Below are 16,193 nucleotides of genomic sequence, written 5' to 3' on the forward strand. Positions count from 1 at the left end.
TTCTTTACACAATTTTAGGGTTTATTTTCCGTAAAATCAAGCAATAGTTGTATTATTGACTGTTTCAATAATTTGCCAAACCCACTATTCCCTTCTAAATTTACAATAAATTAAAAATTTTCAATGGTAACCTTCCCAAACGCTAAAATAAATATTGGTCTTCACATTACCGAAAAACGGGCTGATGGTTTTCACAATCTTGAATCTTGCTTTTATCCAGTGGGCTGGTGCGATGTTTTGGAGATTCTGCCCGCTGAAAAACTTTCTTTTAAAAGTACAGGAATTCCAATTCCTGGAAATCCAGAAACGAATCTGTGTTTAAAAGCCTATCATCTTGTAAAACAGGACTTTAATATTCCTCCCGTGATGATTCATCTCCATAAAGTTGTACCGATTGGGGCGGGATTGGGCGGAGGATCGGCAGATTGTGCTTTTACCATCAAAACCCTAAACGACCTTTTCGAGTTACATCTTACAACGGAACAAATGGAAAATTATGCCCGAAAGTTGGGTAGTGATTGTGCTTTTTTTATCCAAAATCTTCCCAAATATTGCGTTGGGAAAGGAGATGAGTTTTTAGAAATATCCTTGAATTTATCAGGTAAATTTATCGTTTTAGTAAACCCAAATATCCATATTTCAACGTCAGAAGCCTATTCGGGTGTGAAACCTATGAAATCTGACATTAATTTGAAAGAAATCTTACAAAATCCTGTTAATCAATGGGTTGATATCGTAAAAAATGATTTTGAAAACCATCTTTTGTCAAAATATCCAGCCATTTCGACCATCAAAGAACAACTTTATACCCACGGGGCAGCTTACGCAAGTATGACGGGTTCGGGTTCAACGGTTTTTGGGATTTTTGAAGAAGAAATTGATTTGAGACAAACCTTTGCTGAGTATACTGTTTGGCAAGGAAAAATGTAAAACGATTCTCCAGAATCGTACTAAATTCATTTGCGATTCTGGAGAATCGTGGTACACTTTATGGAACGCAGAGAACCCTTTAAATTTATGCTCCAAATGGCAATCTTCGGAAGTGGATTGATGTTTTTTGGATTAATGGCAACCTATCTCGCTCGTGAACGCCCAGAGGCGGGTTTCGAGAAAATTCAGATTCCCCAAATCTTCTGGATCAGTACGCTCGTAATAATGATTAGTAGCCTCACTTTGCACTTGGCAAATATGAATTTTAAGCAAGATAAGTATTTGAATTATCGAATATTGATGGGAATTACCTTGTCATTGGGGTTGGCTTTTATTGTCATGCAATTATGGGGATGGAAGGAGATTTTTGCTCAAAATTCAACTGCGCAAGTTCGAAATGCAAGAGGATTTATTTATCTATTATCGGGCATACACATTCTCCACATCGTGTTAGGGTTATTTTTCTTGATAAAAATTTTCGTGGAAGCCCTCAAACGAATGTCTTATATTGAGTCGTTTATATATTCAGTAAATCCCCCTAATCAACTAAAAATTAATCTAATAATTTTCTATTGGCATTTTGTGGATATGCTTTGGGTGGTGCTTTTTTTGTTTTTACTTTGGAGGAATTTGTAACCACGTAGATAAGATAGAAAATATAGAAAGAAAAGTAAAAAATAACCACTGACGATATAAGTGTCAGCGGTCATTGAAATCGTATAAAGTGTCAATAGTTTTGCTTACTGCCAACTAACAACTCATTTATTACTTACGAATTCCTTGCTCCTTCAACATTTCTCCAATCCGATTTATCAAGAAAATAGAGGCTTCAATTTCGTCTTTTCTAATGGCAACACTTTCAATATTAAAGCCAAAAGGAACACCTTTTTCAGTACAATATTTGATAAGTTCTTCGGCAATAGAAAGACAAACCTCTACTGAACGTTCCAAAATATTATCAGATGCTCTAAATTCCTCTTTCAATCCTTCTGGAATGTGAATTCCTAACCATTCCATAAAATGTAAGGTTTTCAGTGAACCACAGGCAGTTAAAGTGAAAATAATAGTTGGTAATTCAGCTTTTTTCTCTGCACAAGTTTTAGATAAAGCGTCAATAACTTCTTTCGCATATTCCACATTGAAAACACATTGCGAGATAAAATAACTCACGCCCGATGACATTTTATCGAGAATTCGTTGGTCTTCATCCTTCAAAACGGCATGGCGTTCTGGAATCGTAACGGCTCCAACAACCGAAGTCGCTTCATGTTTGCGCCAAATTTCGTAAGCTTCTGGCAACGTGGTTACTGGGATAAAATCTGGGGCTGGAACACCTACAAAAACGGGATAAAACCCGTGAGCAACCAAATCATCAACCCAAATAGTCAGTTCCTCTTTCGTGAATTTTCCTGCGGGTCTATAAATAATCTTAGGGATTTCAAGCGAATGTAGATGGTTTTTGGCAAATTCAAAAGGGTCGTGAGCATTCAAAAAAGGGAATGGTCTTACTTCAGTGGTGCGAGCAGATTCGTCTTGAACATCATACACAACTAAGGCATCAATATCCAATGAATATAAACGAGCTAAGGTTTTTTCAGCAATTTCAATAACTCTTTGAGGTTCAACTTGTTCTTTCGGTGGAGTGATTCCGTACAATAATATGCCCGATTCTTTCGACTTTATTCTATCTAAAAACATAAATTTTTGAAATTTTTTTTACCTCACAAAGATAATGTATTTTTCATCAGAGCAATCTTGTAAGAGATAATTTATCTATTTTTCATCGAAATTTCCAAATATTATTTGGTCTGTTATTTTAACAAAAATACAAAGTATTCAATTTTTTTTTGGGAGATTTTTGTTTAAACAGGTTTTATTTAACCAAATAAATTTATCTCATGGATTTATCCCGATTTTTATTTTGATAATTAAATATTGCTACGAAGACACCAATACTCAAAGTAAATTTTAAATCTTGGTGTCTTTGTGTCTTGGTGGTAAAATCATACCTTCAAAAATATCTTCTTCCGATATAAAATCCATGAGAAAAGCCAGCAAAGCAATACAAAGCTAATTGCATACGCCAAAGCCCCGTTAGCATTTCCGAAAATGGGATGAAAAAGATGCCAGTAAAGCCAATCAGAAAACGCAATTTCTGCATCGCCTTCTTTTACAGGAATTAAGCCAAAGACGATAGCAAAAACCTCCGAAATACCGTAAGCAAAAATTGAATTCATGCCAAAAACATGGAAAAATTTCGTCCATTTGGTGTTTCCTTTTAAATCAATAATCCATACAAGAATCGACAGAATAATCAAATCTAATCCAACGGTGATTAACACAAAACTACTCGTCCAGAGTTTTTTATTGATAGGAAAAACTGTGTCCCAAATCAAAGCAAGTACTATTAAACCTAACCCATAAAGAGCCATTTTTTTGATTCTGGGTAAAATATTTTCATTAGCTTCTTGAATGTAAATGCCCGTCAAATAGCCCAATAGCGTATTTACGAAAGCAGGAAGCGTACTCAAAATACCTTCAGGGTCAAATGCTACGCCTTCACCGTGATAGAGATGATTTGGGCCTAAAACCAACAAATCAAATTTCCTTTCGGCATTGGATAGTAATTCATATTCAACGCCTCTATCGCCCACAAACCACATAATTGCCCAATACAAAAGCAAAATTCCGCCCGCCAAATAAGGCAAATATTTTCGCTCAACCGTCAGCACGATGAATGAAACTGAACAAAAAGCTAAGGCAATTCGTTGGAGAACGTTCAGAATACGGAGATGGGAAATATCAAAATTATACCAAGGAATATTAAAAATAACGTAACTAACTAAGAATAAAAGTCCAGTCCTTTTCAAGATTTTATTCCGTAAATCAGGTGTGAGTTGATAATTGAAGGGTTTTAACGAAAATCGCATGGCAACGCCCACAATAAACATAAAAGAAGGAAACACCAAATCGGTGGGCGTGAAACCGTGCCAATGGGCGTGCCGAAGCGGTGCGTAGGTATAATTACTATTCCCAGAATTATTGACCATAATCATTCCTGCAATCGTAATTCCCCGAAAAATATCAAGTGAAAGGTAACGTTGGTTCATATTATCGTTGTTAAATTGTTTTTGTGGTAATGTTAAACAATTTATGGACAATAATGGTGAAAAGCAATTTGGAATGGGTATTTAAGATTATTTTCCGTCATTGTCCTTAAACTTTGTCATTGCCTAATGTCTCCAGACAATAACAAAGGTTTTGTGATAAATAGCGCTGATGAAAGTCGTGAGAAAAAACCTATTCGGTATCAATTTCTATTTTAAAAAAGAGGAGGAAAACGGTTGATTATCGAATAACACGTTTCGGCTTTTTCTGAGAAAAAGTAAGATCCAACTATCATAGAAGGGTTATAATAGAGCCTCAAATTTATGAATTTAAGGCTCTATTTAAAATACTTTTACCCAAAACCACCGCAACACACCGCAAAAAATAAAGACCTTTCGTATCTTCAATATCACTTGTAAGTGCTTGATATTTAGTCAAAATAGGATTGTATTTCTTTAATTTTGTCCTTGACTCATCCGCAATGTGCAAATCTAATTTAGTAGGAATCATGAACTTGATAAGAGTGGTTGCTTGTTCGTTTTTCTTGATTAAATCGGGATAATGTTTGGGAATATTTTTTACTCCAAAATTCTTTTCGCAAGTAACTACTTCGCTTCGCCATTTGCAGTATTCTGTCGCTAATTCAATCGTCATTGGTACAGGTACATTCCTGTGTAAATAGCCATACATGTAAGCCAGATTCAACTCGCCATTAATACCCATTGCCGTTTTGGGCTTGATTTTTTTAAATAATTCTTTTGAGGTTGTATCGGCTTCAAGGTATTGCAAATATTCTAAAATATGGATATTTTCGATGTATGAAACATCCATAAATTTGCTATCCGTCAAGTATTCAGTATTGGGTGGATAATAGGCTTTGCTGCAACCAATTAACAAGAAAAAAATCAAAAATTTTATTCGTTTTTTATTCATGAATACCAAACGAATAAATCAAAATATTCTTATTCTACTCGTTTAAGTCTCCAGACTTGAATGATAAAGGCATCCACACTATTTTACAGCCCCGAACACATAAAACATCTCTTCTGCAATTTCAAGGCTTCTTTCAGCATATTTTGCATCCATCAAATCAGTACCATCAAAGGCTTTTGGGTCATCATATTTGATTGGGAATCTTTGTTCCGCTCCAAACACAACTGGACAATTTTCATCGGCTGAATTGCAAGTTACAACTGCCGCATAATGACTTTTAGGGTTAAAATTATCATTATAAATTTTTGAAAAACAAATAATAGGCTGTTCATTTTTGGCAAATTTTACGGCATAAACGGGATTGGCATTTTCGCTTAATTTTAAGATTTCAAAACCTTGCTTTGCCAATGTCTCGGTCACCTTTGGAAACATGGCTGTTGCTTCCGTGCCACCCGAGTAACAAAACACATTTTTAACCCCAAAATGATACGCCATCGTAGTAGCCCAAATCTGAGATAAATGGCTTCTGCGTGAGTTATGGGTACAAATAAAGTTCAAGCGAATGGTTTCGTGCTTGTCTTTTTTTGATTGAATAAAGGCAATTAGAGGTTGCAAAATAGCCTTTCTTTCGTCTGAAATATTGCTGAAAGCAAATGTTGAAATGATGTCATTCATCTTGTGAAAATGTTTGTAAAGAATTATCAAGGCTCTGTTTAAAGAGAAGCCTTGCTAAAAAATTTATCGAATAAAAATTAGCAACATCCACCACCAGGCGTGCATACGGGAGCATTTTGCAAATCTGCCAAACTAACTTTCATTTTTGCAGGAGGAATTCCACACGCATCCGAAGCCAAACAAGCCGTTTGTTTAGAAGTGAGTACAAAGTTTTCACCGTTAAAATCTAAACCGTATTTACCAATGGTTTCTGCTTGATATTCTACTTCAATTTCCAAATCTTCAATGCCCAAAACATTTTCCGATAACGATATAATATCCAATAGTTTTTGTGGTTCTAAACGGTGGTCAGTATCGTTGGCATTCCATAATTGGAAATTAGCTACTTTTTCATTGCGAACGATTCCACCACAATCAATAAAGTTTTTGGTAATCATTCCTACTTCCGTTACATGAAAATGGGCGGGAATAAATGAGCCATTTTGTAATTCAAAACGCAAATTTTTAACGTTTTTTAATATCGTTTTCACTTGTGATAATTTAATGATATTTTTTGTTTTTATGATAAAGACGCAGGAGGATAAAAAAGGATGCAAAACTTAAACGCAAACACAATCCCCATTTCTGTTTTGAATCTCCAAAATATTGCCATATTGGTCAGTTTTTACGGGACAACAACCGATTAATTTTTGTTTCAATTGCTCACGCCCACGTTGTACACGAGACTTTGCTCCTGAAACAGAAATTCCCAAACGACGAGCCAACTCTACTTGCGTAATTCCTTCAATATCAACTAATTGTAAGGCTTCTTGGTATTTTGGATCAAGGTCTTTTTTGAATTCCTCTAACCAAATTCCTACGATTTCATTCAAATCATTTTCCTTAAAATGGCTTTCTCCTTCAGGTTGTTGCAGATGGAATTCTTGATTCTCTAATTGCTTTTTTTGAGCCCGAAAATAATTCAAAACCGTATTTCGGGCAATCTGAAAAACCCAACCAGCCACCCGTTCTTCATCCCAAAGAAGATACAAATTTTGATGAATTTTAATGAAAACTTCCTGCAAAATATCATCCGTAACATCGGCATTATGGGTTTGATTTCGGATAAAATCTTTGACAGGATGGCTAAATTTGAGCCAAATGTCATTGAAAGTAATGGTATTTTTGGGTATTTGATTCATGTTTCGATACTATTTCAATAAAGATAGCATTGCTTTAAAAAGGATGCAAAATTTAAATAAAAAAGGCATAAAGCCCTCGTGCTTCATGCCTTCTAAATGAACTCAGAATAGTATTTTATAAATTATGTTTCTGTTTTATGGCAATTACATAAGTCATTGGAACCTCTGCATATTCAGCGATTTGTTCAACTGTCAGTTTTGACTTCATCAAGAAATTTAAAATAAGCTTTTCGGTTGCTTTTTCAACTCCTATCTCAATTCCCTTCTCTTCACCTTCTATTTCACCTTTTTTATAAAGAAAATCGTCTTTGATATCTATATATTTTGAAATACTGTTCATGATTTCTTGTATTTTTTCTTGTAAATTACGAAGTCTTCCTAAAATTAACAACTGTTGAAATAATTTTTCACTTTCTAAGGATAAATCGACTGTTCTCTCCAATTTGGCAACAATATCTTTAACCACCGTTTCCGTATTTTTATTTTTAAAATCTCCCAAAATAGCTAATAAAATCTCTTCTGGAACGTCTGATTCAATAAAAGTACGATAATTAATTTGTTGAATATCAATGATATAATCATGAAATCGAAGGTTTTTAAACTTCAATTTACTGGGCATCGTTGATTTACCTTTACCCAAAAATAACACCTATTGTTCAATTGGCAAATTATATTTACGTAGTAACAAAGAACAATAATCCAACATTCTATGCACCATTTCTGGTTCATTATGAGTTTGATATTCTAAGTGTAAAATGAAATTATTGCCTTCTTTATCCGTGATTTTCTTTAAAAAATCAGCTTCTCTTTCCTTAGTCCTTTGTAGCTTAACGGAGATTTTTTCAGATTTTACAAATTCGATTTTTAGAATTTGTGAATAAAATTTTCTATGACGGCATCAATATTTTCTTTAAATATTTCGTCGTATTGATTTGCCTCTTTTTTTCGTAGTTTCTTTGCTCATTTTATGGTTATTGTGAAGAAATTCTCAATTTAATCAAAAAAATTCCTAATTTGGTACTATCATTTCTTAACAAATCCACAAACCATGAAATTTGTAAAAGCCTTTCTTACGCTTGCCGTTACTGTTTTTTTGTGTTATGCACTCAATCGAAATTGGGGATCAGCCCCTGCATTTGGCGCATTTTTAAATCCTTTTACGGGCTTCTGGGTCAATGGCGAAAAACCGCTTGCGGGGTCGGATGCTACGGAAACTTCTCTACAAATCCCTGGGTTGAAGGATGAAGTTACTATCGAATACGATGAACTCGGAATTCCGCATATTTTTGCCAAAAATAACCACGATTTATATTTGGCACAAGGTTACGTTACGGCAAAAGACCGTCTTTGGCAAATGGAGTTTCAAACGCATTATGCAGCAGGTCGTTTGACGGAAGTTGTGGGTGCGAAAGCGCTCGAACAAGACCGTTTTCAGCGAAGAATGGGTTCAGTATATGGTGCTGAAAATTCTTTGGTTGGTATGATGGAAGACCCCAACGGAAAAATTGCTTTGGAAGCCTATTCGGATGGCGTAAACGCCTATATTTCCCAATTAAAACCCCGTGAATATCCCGTAGAATATAAATTATTGGGATACGCACCTGAAAAATGGTCGCCCATTAAAAGTGCTTTATTTTTGAAAAATATGTCTTTCGTTTTAGCCTCGGGAACGGATGATTTGAGAATGACTAATGTTCTTAGAAAATACGGAAAACAAACCGCAGAAGATCTTTTTCCTAATTATCCATTCGTAGAAAGCCCCATTATTCCGGGCGGAACACCACGAGATTTCACGCCTTTGGCTTTACCAAAATCGCCCATTGATTTCATAGGAACGGGAAGTTCAAAAGCCGCTACCGAGCGTGATAAGGCCATTGGTTCTAATAACTGGGCGGTTAGCGGTGGAAAGTCTGCCACGGGTTTGCCAATCTTAGCCAACGACCCACATTTGACTTTGAGTTTGCCTTCAATTTGGTATCAAATACAATTATCAAGTCCTGACGTAAATGTGTATGGCTCAACCATGCCGGGAACGCCAAATGTGATTATTGGTTTCAATAAAGACATCGCTTGGGGCGTGACAAACGTGGGTGCAGACGTGGTAGATTGGTACGAAGTTAAATTTAAGGATGCGACAAAAAAAGAATATTTCCACGATGGACAATGGAAGAAAATTACAACTCGCATCGAAAAATATAAAGTTAAAAACGGAGTGGATATTATAGATACCGTTTTATACACGCATCACGGCCCGATTGTGTATATGGACGACGAAAAACCTTTGAAGAAAAACATTCCAACGGGTCATGCTTTGCGTTGGATTGCCCACGATAAATCGCAAGAATTAACCACTTTTTATGAGTTGAACCGGGCGGAAAATTATGAAGATTATACCAAGGCTTTAACGCATTATTCAGCGCCCGCTCAGAACTTTGTTTTTGCCAGCAATCAAAACGATATTGCGCTTTGGGTAAACGGAAAATTCCCTTTGAAAGCTCGTCAGCAAGGAAAATACATCTTGGACGGCACCGATAAAGCCGCCGATTGGAACGCATTTATCCCTGCCGCCCATAATCCACACATGAAAAATCCTTACCGAGAATTTGTAAGTTCGGCCAACCAATCTTCGACCGACCCAAGTTATCCTTATTATATTAATTGGGAATTTGCACCGTCTGAACGTGGTAGAAGAATTAACGAACGTTTGGAAAAAATGCCAAGCGGAAAAGTTACCGTAGATTCTTTGAGAATGTTGCAAAACGACAATTTCAATTTGAAAGCCTTTGATTTTTTACCAACCATGTTGTCTTACATCAAAACACCATCGGCCGCACAATTGCCCGCTATCAAAACTTTATCGGCTTGGAAATTTAACAATGACCCCGATGAAATTGCGCCAACGATTTTTAAAACATGGTCAGATTTGTTCTATGAAGCCATTTGGAAAGATGAATTCGGATATGATGAAAATATTCCGATGAAATATCCAACCACCGACCGCACGTTGAGATTAATGCAAAAAGACCCCAAATCAAAGTGGTTTGATGATGTTTCAACGAAAGATAAAGTAGAAACCGTTGAAGAATTAGCGAGCAAAACACTTTCAGCAGCGATGGATTCATTGGCAGTTTGGAGAAAATCTCCGATGGGTTCCACATGGGCTTGGTCAGAATATAAATCAACGGATATTCGTCATTTGTTAGATTTGGGTGGCACAAATCCATTGAAAGCATGGAGTAAAAACGACGTGAAAATTGGAGGAGGCGGAAGCGTTGTAAATGCCACAACCGAACGCACCGGTCCTTCGTGGAGAATGATTGTGCAATTAGGAAAAGACAACACTACAAAAGGTTATGGCGTATTTCCAGGTGGGCAATCGGGTAACCCAGGCAGTCCACATTACGACGATATGATTGAAACTTGGCGAAAAGGGGAATTAAACGAATTGTTATTCTTGAAAACGAAAGATGAAAAATCGGATAGAATTAAGAAGATTGTGAAATTGGTAAAATAAGCATCATGTTTATTTCACTATTTGATTGGGGAACTTCCCGAAAGTTTTAGAACTTTCGGGAAGTTAAAGCGACTTACTTAACATTGCACTAAATTTATCTTATTCCTGCCATATTTCCCAAGCTTTTTCTGCTTGTCCGTGGAGCATTTCCAAACCAAAATGTACGCCTTTTACACCCTGTTCCAAGCCTTTTTTCAAGAACATTGTTTCCAAAGGATTATAGACAATATCATAAAGCAAATGTCTATTTGTGAGTGATTGGTAAGGAATTTCTGGAAAAGCTTCCACTTGAGGAAACATTCCCAATGGCGTGGTATTCACAATTAATAAATGTTCGTTCATTACTTGCTCAGTCAATTCTTCGTAGGTAATTGTGTCGTCTTCTTTTCTGCGAGAAACGTATTGTGTTTCCAATCCCAAATCTTGCAGGGCTTGAATAATAGCTTTTGCGGCTCCACCTTTTCCCAAAACTAAGGCTTTTTGTGGGTTGATTTCTTGGAAAGAATCCCACTTTTCCAAAGTCCAACGAAAGCCCCAATAATCGGTATTAAAGCCTTTGGTTGAACCGTCTTCCATGATTTTGATGGTATTGACTGCCCCAATTTTCAGCGCTGCTTCATCCACCGAATCCAAGAAAGGAATAATATTTTGTTTATGAGGAATGGTAACATTAAGTCCTTTTAAATCAAGACTTTGTGATTTTAACAAAGCCGTAAAATCGTTAATATTTTCTAATTCAAATTTCTCATATACGTGCGTATCTGAGAGTCCCATATTTGAAAATTTTTCTGTAAAATATCCTTTTGAAAAGGAATGACCCAATGGATAGCCTATTAAACCGTAAATGTGCATATTATATTTAGGGATTAGAGAATTAGGGATTAGGGAATTGGGATGAAATTAATTACCTGATTTCATCCCAATTCCCTAATCCTTAAATTCCCTCTTTTTCCATGTATGATTGTAAAATAATAACCGCTGAAATTTTATCAATATTTCCTTTTTCACGACGGTCTTTTTTGGAATAACCACTCAAAATCATGGCTTGAAGGGCAATTTTTGAGGTAAAACGCTCATCGTGCAAATGTATAGGAACATCAGGAAATGTGATTTGTAATTTCTTCACAAAACCCTTCACGTGCGATGTATTGTTGGTATCTTGTCCATCCAAGTTTACGGGCATTCCTACCACAAAAGCCTCCACTTCTTCCCCTTCAAGATAGGCTTTCAAAAAATCTATCACATCTTTGCTATGAACCGTTTCCAAAGCAGAAGCAATGATTTTCAAGGGGTCGGTCACCGCCAAACCCACTCGTTTTGTTCCGTAATCTATGGCTAATATTCTCATCTGCGTTCCATCTTTTAGGTTACTTAAAAAAACAAAGTTACATCAAAAACATTGGCTACGATTTAGTTTTTCGTAACTTTAATGATCATTTTAAGACATCCCATTTAATATGAAAAAACCACAAACGCCAATTAACAATAATTCAACTATCGTGAAAATACCAATCTGGATTGCCATTGCCTTAGTCGGTGGTGTTTTGTTGGGAGCAAATTTCTTTGGTGGACAAACCAAAATGAATTCTGTTGCTAAGGGTTTCAACAAATACCGTGAAATTCTTTCCTTGATTGAAACCAGCTACGTGGACTCGGTTGATACTGATTCGTTGGTAGAATATTCTATCAAAAAAACCTTAGAAAAACTTGACCCTCATACGGCTTATTTCTCAACCGATGAAGCCGCCGCTGCTCGTTCTCAATTAGAATCAGGTTTTGATGGCATTGGTATTGAATTTAATATTTTCGGCGATACCGTTTACGTCATGAATGCGATGGTGGGCGGTCCTTCAGAACAAATCGGCATCAAAAGTGGCGACCGTTTATTAAGGGCGGATGGCGTTGCATTATTTGGACCTAAAGTGAGCAATAGTCTAATTTTCACCAAATTGCGTGGAGTGAGAGGTTCAGAAGTAAAATTAGAAATCCTTCGAAATGGAGAAAAAGGCATCAAAAAATTCACTGTTGTTCGTGATAGAATTCCTTCTTATTCCGTTACGGCAGGTTATATGGTTGATGCCCAGACCGGATATATTAAAGTGGATAGATTTACAGAATCAACTTTTGATGAATTTAAAACTGTTTTAACAAACCTTAAAGCACAAGGCTGTAAACGTCTAATGCTTGACCTTCGTGGAAATCCTGGGGGTTATAAAGACCGTGCCGAAAAGATGGTGGACGAGCTTTTGGCGGGCGAACGCATGATTGTTTATACCGACGGAAAAGGCACAAAATATGATACCCAGACTTATACCAAAAGAGAAGGTATATTTGAAAAAGGTGCTGTTATGGTTATCGTGGACGAAAATAGTGCTTCGGCAGCTGAGATTGTAGCGGGTGCATTACAAGACAATGACCGTGCATTGATTGTGGGCAGACGTTCGTACGGAAAAGGGTTGGTACAAATGCCTATAAATCTACAAGATGGTTCAGAATTGCGTTTGACTATTTCAAGATATTACACCCCAAGTGGACGAAGTATTCAGAAACCATATTTGATGGGACAAGAAGAAGAATATGAAAAAGACTATGAAAAACGCACAAAAAGTGGCGAATTTTTTAGTTCTGATAGTATCAAATTCAACGAAAAATTAAAATACAAAACGCTTGGCGGTCGCACAGTTTACGGGGGTGGAGGAATTACACCCGATGTTTTTGTGGCACGAGATACGACTTATTTCACTAAATACATGAGTGATTTGTGGGGTAAAAATATCATTCGTGAATTTGCCTTAAATTATGCTAACGATAACATTAAATCAATCGAAAAACTCACTTTCAAGGATTTTAATAAGTTTTTTGTGGTAAATGATGCCATGATGTTGGATATGCAAAAATTGGCGAAACAGGCAAATGTGAAGATGCGAGATCGAGAATACGAACGTTCGATGCCTTATATTAAAGCCCAAATCAAGGCCTATATTGCTCGTAATGTTTGGCAAAGAAAAGTTGCGGATGGCATGAATAATGAGTATTTGCAAGTGATGGCACCGTACGACGATACTTTTCAGAAATCATTAAAATACTTTGACAAAGCCGAAAAAATGGCTCGTGGAGAATTGGTTGAAACGATTTCTCATTCGATTAAAAAGTAAGATTGGGTTATTAGTTAATACATTGTTTAATAAGTTTCTTACTTCCCGAAAGTTATTTTTACTTTCGGGAAGTTCCTAACAAAAAGGCTTTCAGATGATTCTGAAAGCCTTTTTTGCGTTCTGGAAACCAGTAACAAATAACTATTCCCCAGCAATATATCCTTTATCTTTCAAGATTCTTTCCATCAATTTCTTGTCATTATCATTATTAAAAACCGTGAAAGGCAGGTAAATAAATTGATATTGGCCCATATCCAACACATAAGCATCTTTATCTTTACGAGCCATTTTAATCATATCCCATTTGATAACGCCACCTTCAGTATCATTCAATTTCATCAAAATTTGACGACTATCAATTTCGTAGCGATACTTTTGAAATAATTGTTTGTATTGTTCTAATTGCGTAACCCCCGTAAATTGAATTGCCCAAAATATTACGTAAACCAAAGCTCCTAAAATTGTAATAACATAAATCCAGTAATTTGGATAAACCTTTGTTACATTCAAAATAGCATTAATTAATATCAAAGCCAGTGGCACAAAACCCCAATACCATTGATTTTTAACTAATTGAAGCATATTTAAAGTAATAAATTTATTTTTTTCAAGCGCAAATTTCTTTGTCTTAATCGCTAATGGATTACTTGGTATTGCCTGTTGTACTCGTTTTTGTTGTCCGTGTCCTTGTGAAGAGTATCCTTTTGCCATTTTTGGTAAATATTTTTATAAATTGGACTGCAAAGGTAAAGAAAATTAATAATTAAATTTAATAATTGATAGTTTGTCCATCAATGAATTGGTTTAAATTTTCCGTTTTAAGTCATTTACAGCAAAAGGAATAAGTTTAAAACGGTCCTTTATTAAAAATGGAAAGAAATCTTTTTTTAACGTTCGATTACCTAATTTTACGAATAAATCCGAATTGATATTCGGACAATTTCAATTATGAATTATTAATAATCAAAATTAATTGACAAAATGGTGGAATTAACCGATAATCAGATACTCAACCACACGCAGGTTTTACAAAAAATTAGAAGAATTGCTTTTGAGATTTACGAAAATAATTTTGAAGAAACCCAAATCGTTATTGCGGGAATAAAAGGGCAAGGACACGCTTTTGCACAGAAATTAACCGTTGTCTTAAACGAAATTTCAAGCATTGAGGCAACCGCAGTTTTGATTGATGTTGATAAGGATGTGACCTACGATAGCCCCGTAGAATTTGATTGTGACGAGCGTTTTTTGGAACACAAAACCATCGTGGTGGTTGATGATGTCTTGAACACGGGACGAACATTTGCGTATTGCCTTTCCCCATTTTTGAGTATTCCCGTCAAAAGAATTCAAGTAGCCGTAATGGTGGATAGAAATTACCGTAGATTTCCGATCTTGGCAGATTACGTAGGCTATCAATTATCAACTACACTCAATGATTACGTATCTGTTGTGCTTGATAATGAAGCAGAGATTGGGGTTTATTTACGATAAAATATGACAGGTTGGAAACCTGTGCTACAAATAGCTAATCAAATTCATTAGCCAATCCGCCTTAAAGAATAAAATCAGGATGGGTAAAATTAGAATAATAACTAAGAAATATTGCTTAGAATTTAGTTCAAATACCTGATTTTCAAGTGGTTCTTTGAAAAATAGATAGAAGGGGATTTTTAAATAAAAGAATAATCCAATGGCTGTATTCAACAATCCGAAGATAAAAAGCCACAATAAAATTGGCTGATTTGAGGTTTGATACGTTTCCCAAAGAGCCGAAAATATATTCAATTTCGCAAAAAATCCTGCCGTTGGAGGAATTCCCGCCAAAGAAATCATCACAAGCAACATCATAATTCCGTAGAACGGATTAAGCCTGCCAAGACCTTTTAGATTTTCAATTTTTGATGCGTCCGATGCTTCGGTTTGATTTTCGGGAGAGCGTTTCGCCTTTGTTGAATTTTTCTCCAATAGGCTACCAAACGATTTGTTAAAGTTTCCTTTAGCAAAGTCAGAATCAATTGTTAATTGTTCATTAATAATTGTCAATTGATTGGCATAATCAAGCAAAAGAAAAGCAGCCAAATTGGTAAAAAGTGTAACGATTAGATAAAAAACGACACTCGTAATGCCCAATTGCGACATGGTTACTAAACCAATCAACATAAATCCTGAATGTGCAATGGTGGAATATGCCAATAATCGTTTCGCATTATTTTGCCACAAAGCCGAAAAATTTCCAAAAGTAATACTCGCCATGGCCAAAACTGCGGTGATGGTTTGAAGGTTATTGGGTACGGCAAAATAAAACCTAATGGCCACTAAAAAGGCGGCAATTTTGGGCGCTACCGAAAAGAAAGCAACCACGGGCGTAGGCGCAGATTCGTAAACATCGGGTGTCCAAATATGAAAAGGCGAAGCGGATATTTTGAACATAAATCCACTGATAGTCATCACAATAGCAACCGTTAATGCAATGGAATCAATCTGATAAAGGCCTCTTGAAAATTCGGGAGAAGTGATATCCAAGGTTCCCGTCATTCCGTATAAAAGCGACATTCCGTAAAGCATCACCGCTGATGCAGAGGCCCCAAAAAGGATGTATTTCAAGCCACTTTCCGTACTTTTTCGGGTTTTATTAATCGTAGTAAGCATGTATGACGAAACCGAAACAATTTCAATCGAAAGATAAATCATCAA

General features: G+C 36.0%; 16 protein-coding genes. 5 read left to right on the forward strand and 11 right to left on the reverse strand.

Features of this window, described 5'->3' with window-relative positions:
* The first annotated feature begins 123 nt into the window (after positions 1-123).
* Together ispE and AC1W31_RS14410 are read left to right on the forward strand one after the other, a co-directional pair.
* A complete protein-coding gene (ispE, locus tag AC1W31_RS14405; RefSeq protein WP_481735169.1) occupies positions 124-930 on the forward strand; it encodes a 4-(cytidine 5'-diphospho)-2-C-methyl-D-erythritol kinase in 807 nt (268 codons plus the stop codon).
* A gap of 60 nt (positions 931-990) precedes the next feature.
* Entirely contained in the window at positions 991-1,566 is a 576-nt protein-coding gene (locus AC1W31_RS14410) for a cytochrome c oxidase subunit 3 (protein ID WP_481735170.1), read from the forward strand.
* A gap of 129 nt (positions 1,567-1,695) precedes the next feature.
* On the opposite strand, the gene AC1W31_RS14415 is transcribed toward AC1W31_RS14410, so the two are convergent.
* The 7 genes from AC1W31_RS14415 to AC1W31_RS14445 all read right to left on the reverse strand — a co-directional run bounded on the left by AC1W31_RS14415 (position 1,696) and on the right by AC1W31_RS14445 (position 7,434).
* A complete protein-coding gene (locus tag AC1W31_RS14415) occupies positions 1,696-2,628 on the reverse strand; it encodes a methylenetetrahydrofolate reductase (protein ID WP_481735171.1) in 933 nt (310 codons plus the stop codon).
* A 305-nt stretch (positions 2,629-2,933) separates the two neighbouring features.
* A complete protein-coding gene (locus tag AC1W31_RS14420) occupies positions 2,934-4,040 on the reverse strand; it encodes an acyltransferase family protein (protein ID WP_481735172.1) in 1,107 nt (368 codons plus the stop codon).
* A gap of 319 nt (positions 4,041-4,359) precedes the next feature.
* Positions 4,360-4,947, reverse strand: coding sequence for a hypothetical protein (locus AC1W31_RS14425; protein WP_481735173.1), 588 nt, complete (start codon positions 4,945-4,947; stop codon positions 4,360-4,362).
* Between the two features lie 102 nt (positions 4,948-5,049).
* The gene (locus tag AC1W31_RS14430) at positions 5,050-5,646 is read right to left on the reverse strand and encodes a low molecular weight phosphatase family protein (RefSeq protein WP_481735174.1); all 597 of its coding nucleotides are present in this window, start codon (positions 5,644-5,646) and stop codon (positions 5,050-5,052) included.
* 77 nt (positions 5,647-5,723) lie between these two features.
* Positions 5,724-6,191 (reverse strand): DUF6428 family protein, encoded by a 468-nt coding sequence (locus AC1W31_RS14435; RefSeq protein WP_481735185.1) that lies wholly within the window; start codon positions 6,189-6,191, stop codon positions 5,724-5,726.
* A gap of 54 nt (positions 6,192-6,245) precedes the next feature.
* Positions 6,246-6,827: a sigma-70 family RNA polymerase sigma factor gene (locus tag AC1W31_RS14440; RefSeq protein ID WP_481735175.1), complete on the reverse strand. Its 582-nt coding sequence runs from the start codon at positions 6,825-6,827 to the stop codon at positions 6,246-6,248.
* Between the two features lie 115 nt (positions 6,828-6,942).
* Complete coding sequence (locus AC1W31_RS14445; RefSeq protein WP_481735176.1) at positions 6,943-7,434, reverse strand: hypothetical protein; 492 nt, start codon at positions 7,432-7,434, stop codon at positions 6,943-6,945.
* Positions 7,435-7,875: 441 nt separating this feature from the next.
* Here AC1W31_RS14445 and AC1W31_RS14450 point away from each other — a divergent pair, with 441 nt between their 5' ends.
* On the forward strand, positions 7,876-10,341 hold the full coding sequence (locus tag AC1W31_RS14450; protein WP_481735177.1) for a penicillin acylase family protein: 2,466 nt from the start codon (positions 7,876-7,878) through the stop codon (positions 10,339-10,341).
* Between the two features lie 99 nt (positions 10,342-10,440).
* On the opposite strand, the gene AC1W31_RS14455 is transcribed toward AC1W31_RS14450, so the two are convergent.
* Together AC1W31_RS14455 and ruvX are read right to left on the reverse strand one after the other, a co-directional pair.
* Positions 10,441-11,193: a shikimate dehydrogenase family protein gene (locus AC1W31_RS14455; protein ID WP_481735178.1), complete on the reverse strand. Its 753-nt coding sequence runs from the start codon at positions 11,191-11,193 to the stop codon at positions 10,441-10,443.
* 82 nt (positions 11,194-11,275) lie between these two features.
* Entirely contained in the window at positions 11,276-11,689 is a 414-nt protein-coding gene (gene ruvX, locus AC1W31_RS14460; RefSeq protein WP_481735179.1) for a Holliday junction resolvase RuvX, read from the reverse strand.
* Between the two features lie 109 nt (positions 11,690-11,798).
* Between ruvX and AC1W31_RS14465 the strand changes: the two genes are divergently transcribed.
* A complete protein-coding gene (locus tag AC1W31_RS14465; RefSeq protein ID WP_481735180.1) occupies positions 11,799-13,496 on the forward strand; it encodes a S41 family peptidase in 1,698 nt (565 codons plus the stop codon).
* 141 nt (positions 13,497-13,637) lie between these two features.
* Here AC1W31_RS14465 and AC1W31_RS14470 read toward each other — a convergent pair whose 3' ends face one another.
* Positions 13,638-14,207 (reverse strand): YcxB family protein, encoded by a 570-nt coding sequence (locus AC1W31_RS14470; protein ID WP_481735181.1) that lies wholly within the window; start codon positions 14,205-14,207, stop codon positions 13,638-13,640.
* Positions 14,208-14,477: 270 nt separating this feature from the next.
* Between AC1W31_RS14470 and AC1W31_RS14475 the strand changes: the two genes are divergently transcribed.
* Positions 14,478-14,990 (forward strand): phosphoribosyltransferase family protein, encoded by a 513-nt coding sequence (locus AC1W31_RS14475; protein WP_481735182.1) that lies wholly within the window; start codon positions 14,478-14,480, stop codon positions 14,988-14,990.
* A gap of 24 nt (positions 14,991-15,014) precedes the next feature.
* Here AC1W31_RS14475 and AC1W31_RS14480 read toward each other — a convergent pair.
* Positions 15,015-16,193 (reverse strand): NADH-quinone oxidoreductase subunit N (locus tag AC1W31_RS14480; RefSeq protein ID WP_481735183.1); only part of this gene is annotated, 1,179 nt, incomplete at its 5' end.

This window comes from Arcicella sp. (assembly GCF_964672035.1).